Annotated in this window: 7 protein-coding genes; 6 read left to right on the forward strand and 1 reads right to left on the reverse strand. The window is 73.1% G+C overall.

The window, feature by feature from the left end:
• Window positions 1-9: 9 nt before the first annotated feature.
• Window positions 10-426, reverse strand: a complete 417-nt coding sequence (locus O4J56_RS31285) for a PaaI family thioesterase (RefSeq protein WP_270690796.1) — start codon at window positions 424-426, stop codon at window positions 10-12.
• Window positions 427-529: 103 nt separating this feature from the next.
• Here O4J56_RS31285 and polA point away from each other — a divergent pair, with 103 nt between their 5' ends.
• The 6 genes from polA to uvrB all read left to right on the forward strand — a co-directional run bounded on the left by polA (window position 530) and on the right by uvrB (window position 9,122).
• Window positions 530-3,295, forward strand: coding sequence for a DNA polymerase I (gene polA / locus O4J56_RS31290; RefSeq protein ID WP_270690797.1), 2,766 nt, complete (start codon window positions 530-532; stop codon window positions 3,293-3,295).
• Window positions 3,296-3,414: 119 nt separating this feature from the next.
• A complete protein-coding gene (gene arfB / locus O4J56_RS31295; protein WP_270690798.1) occupies window positions 3,415-3,843 on the forward strand; it encodes an alternative ribosome rescue aminoacyl-tRNA hydrolase ArfB in 429 nt (142 codons plus the stop codon).
• A 271-nt stretch (window positions 3,844-4,114) separates the two neighbouring features.
• Window positions 4,115-5,608, forward strand: coding sequence for a 30S ribosomal protein S1 (rpsA, locus tag O4J56_RS31300; protein WP_270690799.1), 1,494 nt, complete (start codon window positions 4,115-4,117; stop codon window positions 5,606-5,608).
• Between the two features lie 113 nt (window positions 5,609-5,721).
• Complete coding sequence (locus tag O4J56_RS31305) at window positions 5,722-6,267, forward strand: GNAT family N-acetyltransferase (RefSeq protein ID WP_270690800.1); 546 nt, start codon at window positions 5,722-5,724, stop codon at window positions 6,265-6,267.
• 10 nt (window positions 6,268-6,277) lie between these two features.
• Window positions 6,278-6,880: a dephospho-CoA kinase gene (gene coaE / locus O4J56_RS31310; RefSeq protein WP_270690801.1), complete on the forward strand. Its 603-nt coding sequence runs from the start codon at window positions 6,278-6,280 to the stop codon at window positions 6,878-6,880.
• 160 nt (window positions 6,881-7,040) lie between these two features.
• On the forward strand, window positions 7,041-9,122 hold the full coding sequence (uvrB, locus tag O4J56_RS31315) for an excinuclease ABC subunit UvrB (RefSeq protein WP_270690802.1): 2,082 nt from the start codon (window positions 7,041-7,043) through the stop codon (window positions 9,120-9,122).
• The last annotated feature ends 591 nt before the right edge of the window (window positions 9,123-9,713 follow it).

Genomic DNA, 9,713 nt, shown 5'->3' on the forward strand with positions numbered 1-9,713 from the left:
TGCGGCGCCTCAGGCGTCGCGGAGCATGCACGTCAGGCGGGAGGTGCACACCCGCTTGCCGTCGTCGCGGGTGATCTCGATGTCCCAGGTGGCGAGGGTGCGCCCGGCGTGCACGGGGGTGGCCGTGCCGGTGATGTGGCCTTCGGTGGCCGCCCGGTGGTGGGTGGCGCTGATCTCGATGCCGACGGCGATGCGGCCCTCCCCGGCGATGAGGGCCGAGCCGACCGAGCCGAGGGTCTCGGCGAGGACGCAGGAGGCGCCGCCGTGCAGCAGCCCGTAGGGCTGGGTGTTGCCGTCGACGGGCATCCGCCCGACCACGCGTTCGGGGGAGGCCTCGACGAGCTCGATGCCCATCCGCTCGCCGAGCCCGCCGCCGGGGTTGGCGGCGCCCATGAGTTCGGAGAGCTGCTCGGCGTTCAGGGTCATGGCGGGGTGCCCCTTTCCAGAGGACGGCGCATCGCGGGTCGGACGGGTGCGGCGCGGCCGGATGGCCGCGCGAAAAGTCCGCACCGCATCCTAGGATTCCCCTGTGGCGAACACACAGGAGACCCCCGGTCAGAGCAGTGCAGACGGCGCGTCGGCGGCGGGCGGCGGTGGCCGCCTGCTTCTGGTGGACGGCCACTCGATGGCGTTCCGCGCGTTCTTCGCGCTGCCGGTGGACAAGTTCGGGACGACGACGGGCCAGTCCACCAACGCGGTGTACGGCTTCACGTCGATGCTGATCAAGCTGCTGCGCGAGGAGGAGCCCACGCACATCGCGGTGGCCTGGGACGTGTCGGGGCCGACGTTCCGGCACGAGGCCTACGGCGAGTACAAGGACGGGCGCGCCGACACCCCGCCGGAGTTCCCCTCCCAGGTGGAGCTGGTGCAGGAGCTGCTGCGGCTGCTGGGCATGGTGTCGGTGTCGGTGCAGGGCTTCGAGGCCGACGACGTGATCGCCACGCTGGCGCACCGGGCGGGCGCCGAGGGCATGGAGGTGCTGATCGCCTCGGGGGACCGGGACGCCTTCCAGCTCGTGGACGGCGGGTGCACGGTGCTCTACCCGGGCAAGAGCGTCTCGGACCTGACCCGGATGACGCCGGAGCGGGTGGAGGAGAAGTACGGGGTCCCGCCGGAGCGCTACCGGGACCTGGCGGCGCTGGTGGGGGAGAAGGCCGACAACCTGCCGGGGGTGCCCGGTGTGGGGCCCAAGACCGCGGCGAAGTGGATCCTGAAGTACGGGTCGGTGGACGCCCTGGTGGAGCACGCCGACGAGCTGACGGGCAAGGCGGGGCAGAACTTCCGCGACCACCTGGACGACGTGCTGCGCAACCAGCGGCTGAACCTGCTGGTGGGGGACGTGCCGCTGGAGGTGGGGCTGGAGGACCTGGTGCCCGGCGCCGCCGACCGGCAGGGCGTGAACACCCTGTTCGACGACCTGGAGTTCGCCTCCACCCTGCGGGACCGGCTGTTCCAGGTGGTGGACACCGAGGGGGCCGGGGAGGCCGCGCAGGGCCCATCGGGCGAGGACTTCGACGGCAGCGTGTCGGTGCCCGGGCCCGGCGCCCTGGGGGCGTGGCTGGAGGGCCACACCGCGCAGGGCCGCTCGGGTGTGGCCTTCTCGGGCACGTGGGGCTCGGGCACGGGGGCGCTCACGGGGGTGGCCGTGGCGGCCGCGGACGGCGCCGCCGCCTACATCGACCCCTGCGCCCTGGGCGAGGAGGACGAGCGCGCCCTGGCCGCGTGGCTGGCCGACGGGGACAGGGCCAAGGCCGTGCACGAGGCCAAGGGGCCGCTGCTGGCGGCGTTCGCGCACGGGTGGGACCTGCGCGGGGTCACCGGCGACACCGCCGTGGCCGCCTACCTGGTGCAGCCGGGCCAGCGCAAGACGGGCCTGGAGGACATGTGCCGCCAGTACCTGAACAAGGAGCTGGTGCGGCGCCAGGAGGAGGGCGGCCAGCTGTCGCTGGACATCGGCGGCGGCGAGGGCGGCGACGAGGGCGAGGCGGTGCGCGCGGACCTGGCGGTGCGGGCGCGCGCCACCCTGGAGCTGGCCGACCGGCTGGACGCGCTGCTGGAGCAGCGGGGCGGGTCCGGGCTGATGGCCGACGTGGAGCTGCCGCTGGTGCGGGTGCTGGCGGGCATGGAGCGCGTGGGCATCGCCGCCGACCGGTCCTACCTGGACGGGCTGGAGGGGGAGTTCGCCGCCGAGCAGCGCCGCGCGGTGGAGGAGGCGCACCGGGTGGTGGGCCGCGAGTTCAACCTGGGCTCGCCCAAGCAGCTGCAGCAGGTCCTCTTCGACGAGCTGGGCCTGCCCAGGACCAAGAAGATCAAGACGGGCTACACCACCGACGCCGACGCGCTGGCGTGGCTGGCGGGGCAGACCGACAACGAGCTGCCGTCCATCCTGCTGCGCCACCGGGACCAGACCCGGCTGCGCACCACGGTGGAGGGCCTGATCAAGACGATCGCCGAGGACGGGCGGATCCACACCACCTTCAACCAGACGGTGGCGGCCACCGGCCGGCTCAGCTCGGTCGAGCCCAACCTGCAGAACATCCCGGTGCGCACCGACGCCGGGCGGCGGATCCGCCGGGCGTTCGTGGTGGGCCCGGGCTACGACGCGCTGATGACGGCCGACTACAGCCAGATCGAGCTGCGGATCATGGCGCACCTGTCGCAGGACGCCGCGCTGATCGAGGCGTTCCAGACCGGGCACGACTTCCACGCCGAGATCGCGGCCCGGGTGTTCGGAACCGACCCCGAGCGGGTGGGGCCCGAGGAGCGGGCCCGGATCAAGGCGATGAACTACGGGCTGGCCTACGGGCTCAGCGAGTTCGGCCTGTCCCAGCAGCTCGGCGTCACCCCGGGCGAGGCCCGCACCCTGATGGAGGACTTCTTCCAGGTGTTCGGCGGGGTGCGGGACTACCTGCAGGCGGTGGTCGAGCAGGCCCGCCGGGACGGCTACACCGAGACCATCCTGGGGCGGCGCCGCTACCTGCCGGACCTGACCAGCGACAACCGGCAGCGGCGGCAGATGGCCGAGCGGATGGCGCTGAACGCGCCGATCCAGGGGTCGGCGGCCGACATCATCAAGGTGGCGATGCTGGACGTGGACCGGGCGCTGCGCGAGGGCGGCCACCGGGCGCGGGCGCTGCTTCAGGTGCACGATGAACTCGTGCTGGAGGTGCCCGAGGACGAGGTGGAGCCGGTTCGGAAACTGGTTTCGGACAGGATGGCCGGCGCCTATGATCTGCGCGTGCCCCTGGCCGTCTCGGTCGGCCTGGGGGAGAACTGGCGCGACGCCGCACATTAGGCCGGCGCGCGGCCCCGGCCCCGCCCTGTGGGGCGGCGCGGCCGGGGCCGTGGCGAAACCGGCGTGCCTTTCGGCGTTTCGGCCGCTACGCTCTGAGCGGAATCGAGGGAGGGACACCGATGGCGGACAAGGGCGCCGCGGGGCGCGGCCCCGCACTGCCCGAGGCGGAGCTCACCTGGCGCTTCTCCCGTTCGGGCGGGCCGGGCGGCCAGCACGTGAACACATCCGACACGCGCGTGTCGGTGTCCCTGGACGTGGCCGCGACCTCCGCGCTGACCGGGCGCCAGCGCGAGCGGGCCCTGGAGCGGCTGGCCGGGCGGCTGCGGGGCACGGTGCTGACGGTGACCGCCTCGGACACCCGCTCCCAGGCCCGCAACCGGGAGCTGGCGGCCGAGCGGCTGCGCTCGGCGCTGGCCGCCGCGTGCGCCCCGCCGCCGCGCGAGCGCCGGGCCACCCGGCCCAGCAGGGCGGCCGAGCGCCGCAGGGTGGAGGGCAAGCGCCGCCGCTCGGCGCTGAAGCGGTCGCGGTCCTGCCGAAGCGACGACTGATCCGGCCCCCGGGCGCCGTTTCGGGTCCGGCGCGCGGGGCGGGGCGTCTTTCCGCTCGCGGGCGCGGGCGGGTAGCATGCCCAGAATGGGGACTTGGCCCGTTAGCGGGCCCGGATTCCGATTGACCAGGGGGCGCGGGTCTCATATTCTGGCCGGAGCGCTGTGGCCACCCGTGCGCACCGCGGTTCTCTCACGACCGCACGAACCATCGCAGACGGGCGGCGACGGCGTGACCTTCTAGCCATTGTCCGTATCCGGAGTCCACCCACACATGACGAGCAGCACCGAGGCAACCTCGACACCCCAGGTAGCGGTCGACGACATCGGGTCCGAGGAAGCCTTCCTCGCGGCGATCGACGAGACCATCAAGTACTTCAACGATGGGGACATCGTTGAGGGCACCATTGTGAAGGTCGATCGAGACGAGGTCTTGCTCGACATCGGCTACAAGACCGAAGGGGTCATCCCCTCCCGGGAGCTGTCGATCAAGCACGACGTCGACCCGGGCGAGGTCGTGGCCGTCGGCGACCACGTCGAGGCCCTGGTCCTCCAGAAGGAGGACAAGGAGGGCCGGCTGATCCTGTCCAAGAAGCGCGCCCAGTACGAGCGCGCCTGGGGCACGATCGAGAAGATCAAGGAAGAGGACGGCGTCGTCACCGGCACGGTGATCGAGGTCGTCAAGGGCGGTCTGATCCTCGACATCGGCCTGCGCGGGTTCCTGCCCGCCTCGCTGGTGGAGATGCGCCGCGTCCGCGACCTGCAGCCCTACGTCGGCCGCGAGCTCGAGGCCAAGATCATCGAGCTGGACAAGAACCGCAACAACGTGGTCCTGTCCCGCCGCGCCTGGCTGGAGCAGACGCAGTCGGAGGTCCGCCAGACCTTCCTCAACACCCTGCAGAAGGGCCAGATCCGCAAGGGCGTGGTCTCCTCCATCGTCAACTTCGGCGCCTTCGTCGACCTGGGCGGCGTGGACGGCCTGGTGCACGTCTCCGAGCTGTCCTGGAAGCACATCGACCACCCGAGCGAGGTCGTGGAGGTCGGCCAGGAGGTCACCGTCGAGGTCCTGGACGTCGACATGGAGCGCGAGCGCGTCTCCCTGTCGCTCAAGGCCACGCAGGAGGACCCCTGGCAGCAGTTCGCCCGCACCCACCAGATCGGGCAGGTCGTGCCGGGCAAGGTCACCAAGCTGGTGCCGTTCGGTGCGTTCGTCCGCGTCGAGGAGGGCATCGAGGGCCTGGTGCACATCTCCGAGCTGGCCGAGCGCCACGTGGAGATCCCCGAGCAGGTCGTGCAGGTCGGCACCGAGATCTTCGTCAAGATCATCGACATCGACCTGGACCGCCGCCGCATCAGCCTGTCGCTCAAGCAGGCCAACGAGAGCGTCTCCCCCGAGCAGGAGGAGTTCGACCCCACGCTCTACGGCATGGCCGCCGAGTACGACGAGCAGGGGAACTACAAGTACCCCGAGGGCTTCGACCCCGACACCGGCGAGTGGATGGAGGGCTTCGAGGCCCAGCGCGACGAGTGGGAGCGCCAGTACGCCATGGCGCACTCCCGCTTCGAGGCGCACCGCAAGCAGGTCGCCGAGGCCCGTGCCGCCGAGGCCGAGGCCGAGGCCGGCGGCGGGTACGAGGAGGAGGCCGCTCCGGTGAACACCGGCGGCGGGTCCGCCTCCAGCAGCGGCTCCGACTCCACCGGCGGTGCCCTGGCCTCCGACGAGGCCCTGGCCGCGCTGCGGGAGAAGCTCGCGGGCGGCGGCGAGTAGCCGACCCCGCACCGGGACTCCGGACCCGGACAGCGAACCGCCGAGGGCCGCTCCCCGCACGGGGGGCGGCCCTCCGCTATGCTCGGCGCGCACCCGGACGCGAGAGGGAGGCCATGCGCGCCCACACCCCGCCCGAACCGGCCGCCGCCCCGGTCCTGGCCGCCGCCTCCCCCGAGGACGCCGGCGCGATCTGGACCCTGCAGCGCGCCGCCTACGTGTCCGAGGCGCAGATCTACGGCGACCCCTACCTGCCGCCGCTGGCCGAGACCGAGCAGCAGGTGCGCGCCGCCTTCGACCGCGGGCCGGTCCTCACCGCGGTACTGGGAGGGCGCATCGTGGGCGCCGTGCGGGGCGCCGCCGCCGAGCGCGCCTTCCTGGTCGGCCGGCTGGCCGTGGCGCCGGACGCGCGGCGGCGCGGCATCGGCCGGGCCCTCATGGCCGAGCTGGAGCGGCGGGCCGCCGCCGGCCACCCGGCCCTGGAGCGCTTCGCCGTGTCCGTCGGGCACGGCAGCGAGGCCGCGCTGCGGCTGTTCCGGAGCCTGGGCTACACCGAGGCCTCCCGGGAGCGCATCGCCGACCACCGCACCCTGGTGCACCTGGGCAAGGCGGTGCGCCCGGGCGGGGCTCCCGCCGCCGCGCCCGAGGGGGCGGTGCCGTAGTCTCGGCCCCATGCTTCGAGTGGGACTGACCGGGGGCATCGGCTCCGGCAAGAGCGAGGTGGCGCGGCGCCTGGCCGCGGCGGGCGCGCTGGTGGTCGACGCCGACGCGATCGCCCGCGAGGTCGTGGAGCCGGGCACGCCCGGCCTGGCCGAGGTGGTGGCCGAGTTCGGCGAGGGCGTGCTGGACGCCGACGGGCGGCTGGACCGGCCCCGGCTGGGCGGGATCGTCTTCTCCGACACCGCCAAGCTGGAGCGGCTGAACGCGATCGTGCACCCCCGGGTGGCCGAGCGCACCGAGGAGCTGATGGCGCGGGCGCCCGAGGACGCTGTGGTGGTCTACGACGTGCCGCTGCTGGTGGAGAACGGGCTGCAGTCGATGTACGACCTGGTGGTGGTCGTGGACGCGCCCGAGGAGCTGCGCGTGCGGCGCCTGGTGGAGGACAGGGGCATGCCCGAGGAGCAGGCGCGCGCCCGCATCGCCGCGCAGGCCTCCCGGGAGGAGCGGCTGGCGGTCGCCGACATCGTGGTGGAGAACGCGGGCCCGATCGGGGACCTGGACGCGCGCGTCGCCGAGGTGGACAAGGAGCTGCGGGCCCGCGCCGATCGGTCCTGACGCCCGCCGCAGGGCGCCCCCGGGGCGGGCGGCGCCGGCGGGGAATCGGCGGGCGCCCGGGCGCGTTGCACGCGGCGGTCCGGCGCTGTCGCAGGGCGGCGCTAGGTTGGAGGGGCGGGCACGTGCTGCCCGCGCTGCACGAGGCGACGATGGGGGCGGCATGCGACCGGTGACCGACATCCAGCGCAGGAAGGCGCCGTTCGAGGTGGTCTCGGACATGGTGCCCGCGGGCGACCAGCCCTCGGCCATCGCCGAGCTGGCGGGCCGGGTGAACCGGGGCGAGCGCGACACTGTGCTGCTCGGCGCGACCGGCACCGGCAAGACCGCCACGGTGGCCTGGACGGTGGAGCAGCTGCAGCGGCCCACCCTGGTGATGCAGCCCAACAAGACGCTGGCCGCGCAGTTCGCCAACGAGCTGCGGCAGATGCTGCCGAACAACGCGGTCGAGTACTTCGTCTCCTACTACGACTACTACCAGCCCGAGGCCTACGTCCCGCAGACCGACACCTACATCGAGAAGGACTCCTCCATCAACGACGAGGTGGAGCGGCTGCGGCACTCGGCGACGAACTCGCTGCTGACCCGCCGCGACACCGTGGTGGTGGCGTCGGTGTCGTGCATCTACGGCCTGGGCACCCCGCAGGAGTACGTGGACCGGATGACCCACCTCAAGGCGGGCACCGAGGTCGACCGGGACGAGCTGCTGCGCCGCCTGGTGGAGATGCAGTACACCCGCAACGACACCGCCTTCACCCGCGGCACCTTCCGGGTGCGCGGCGACACCGTGGAGATCATCCCGGTGTACGAGGAGCTGGCGGTGCGCATCGAGATGTTCGGCGACGAGGTCGAGCGCCTGATGACGCTGCACCCGATCACGGGGGAGGTGCTGAGCGAGGACGAGGAGGTCTTCATCTTCCCGGCCTCGCACTACGTGGCCGGGCCCGAGCGGCTGGAGCGGGCGGTCGGCCAGATCGAGGCCGAGCTGTCCGGGCGCCTGGCGGACCTGGAGGCCCAGGGCAAGCTGCTGGAGGCGCAGCGGCTGCGGATGCGCACCACCTACGACATCGAGATGCTGCGCGAGGTGGGCAGCTGCTCGGGCGTGGAGAACTACTCGCGGCACTTCGACGGGCGCGAGCCCGGCAGCGCCCCCAACACCCTGCTGGACTACTTCCCCGAGGACTTCCTGCTGGTCGTTGACGAGTCGCACGTGACCGTGCCGCAGATCGGCGCCATGTACGAGGGGGACGCCGCGCGCAAGCGCACCCTGGTCGACCACGGGTTCCGGCTGCCCTCGGCGATGGACAACCGCCCGCTGAAGTGGGAGGAGTTCCTGGAGCGGGTCGGGCAGACGGTGTACCTGTCGGCCACCCCGGGCCCCTACGAGCTGCGGCAGAGCGGCGGCGACGTGGTCGAGCAGGTCATCCGCCCCACCGGCCTGGTCGACCCGGAGGTGGTGGTCAAGCCCACCGACGGCCAGATCGACGACCTGGTGCACGAGATCCGCGAGCGGGCCGGTCGCGGCGAGCGGGTGCTGGTGACGACCCTGACCAAGAAGATGGCCGAGGACCTCACCGACTACTTCGCCGAGCTGGGCATCCGGGTGCGGTACCTGCACAGCGAGGTGGACACGCTGCGCCGGGTGGAGCTGCTGCGGGAGCTGCGCACCGGCGAGTTCGACGTGCTGGTCGGCATCAACCTGCTCCGGGAGGGCCTGGACCTGCCGGAGGTGTCCCTGGTGGCGATCCTGGACGCGGACAAGGAGGGGTTCCTGCGGTCGGAGACGTCGCTGATCCAGACGATCGGCCGCGCGGCGCGGAACGTGGCCGGGCAGGTGCACATGTACGCCGACACCGTGACCGATTCGATGCGGCGCGCCATCGACGAGACCAACCGCCGCCGGGACAAGCAGCTGGCCTACAACGACGAGCACGGGATCGACCCGCAGCCGCTGCGCAAGCAGATCGCCGACATCCTGGACTCGCTGGCCCGCGAGGAGGTCGACACCCAGGAGCTGATCGGCTCCGGGTACCGCCAGGCGCCGACCCCGCTTCCGGGCGGGGAGGGCCGCGGGGACGTGTCCCAGATGCCGCGGGCGGAGCTGGCCTCGCTCATCGAGCAGCTGGACGCGCAGATGCACCAGGCAGCGACGGACCTGCAGTTCGAGCTGGCGGCGCGGCTGCGCGACGAGATCAAGGAACTCAAGCGCGAACTGAGGGGCATGGACGCAGCCGGCGTGGAGTGAGCGGGGCGACTGGGCTGGTACCCCGCTTATGGTCCCCGGCCGGGCGGCCCTGGCCTGGCCGTGGCCGGGCGGCTGGGCTGGTACCCCGGTCACGGGTCCCGGCCGGGCGGAAGCCCGACGGAGCGCGAGGTCGGAGGGGCGGCGACGAAGAGAGGTCCGCGGCCCATGCCGCAGCGCTGTCGGCCGCCGGGCGTGCGGATGGTCACCGCACTTGGCGGCGACGGCGACAGGAGGACGGTTCCCGGGCCCTGCCTGCCGGGCGCGAGGTTCCTCACGGTCCGGGTGGGGCGGCTGGGCTGGTGCCCCGCTTCGGGGCCCCGGCCGGGCGGCAGGCCGATGGAGTGTGGGGTGGACGGCGGCGACGAAGAGAGGTCCGCGGCCCTTGCGGTAGCGCTGTCGGCCGCGGCGCGTGTGCGTGGTTGCTGGTGAGGGCGGCGATGGCAGCAGTGGGGCGGTTCCCCGGGCCTGCTTGCCGGGCGGCGGGTTGCTCTCGGTCCGGGCGGCGGTGCGGCGAGGGGGTGCGTGCTCGCCCGCGTTCGTGGCGCCCGCACCCCTGGTGCCGCCTCCTCGTTGATCTCGGGGAAAACGCCC

The sequence above is a fragment of the Nocardiopsis endophytica genome, assembly GCF_027706725.1.
Lineage (GTDB): Bacteria > Actinomycetota > Actinomycetes > Streptosporangiales > Streptosporangiaceae > Nocardiopsis_A > Nocardiopsis_A endophytica.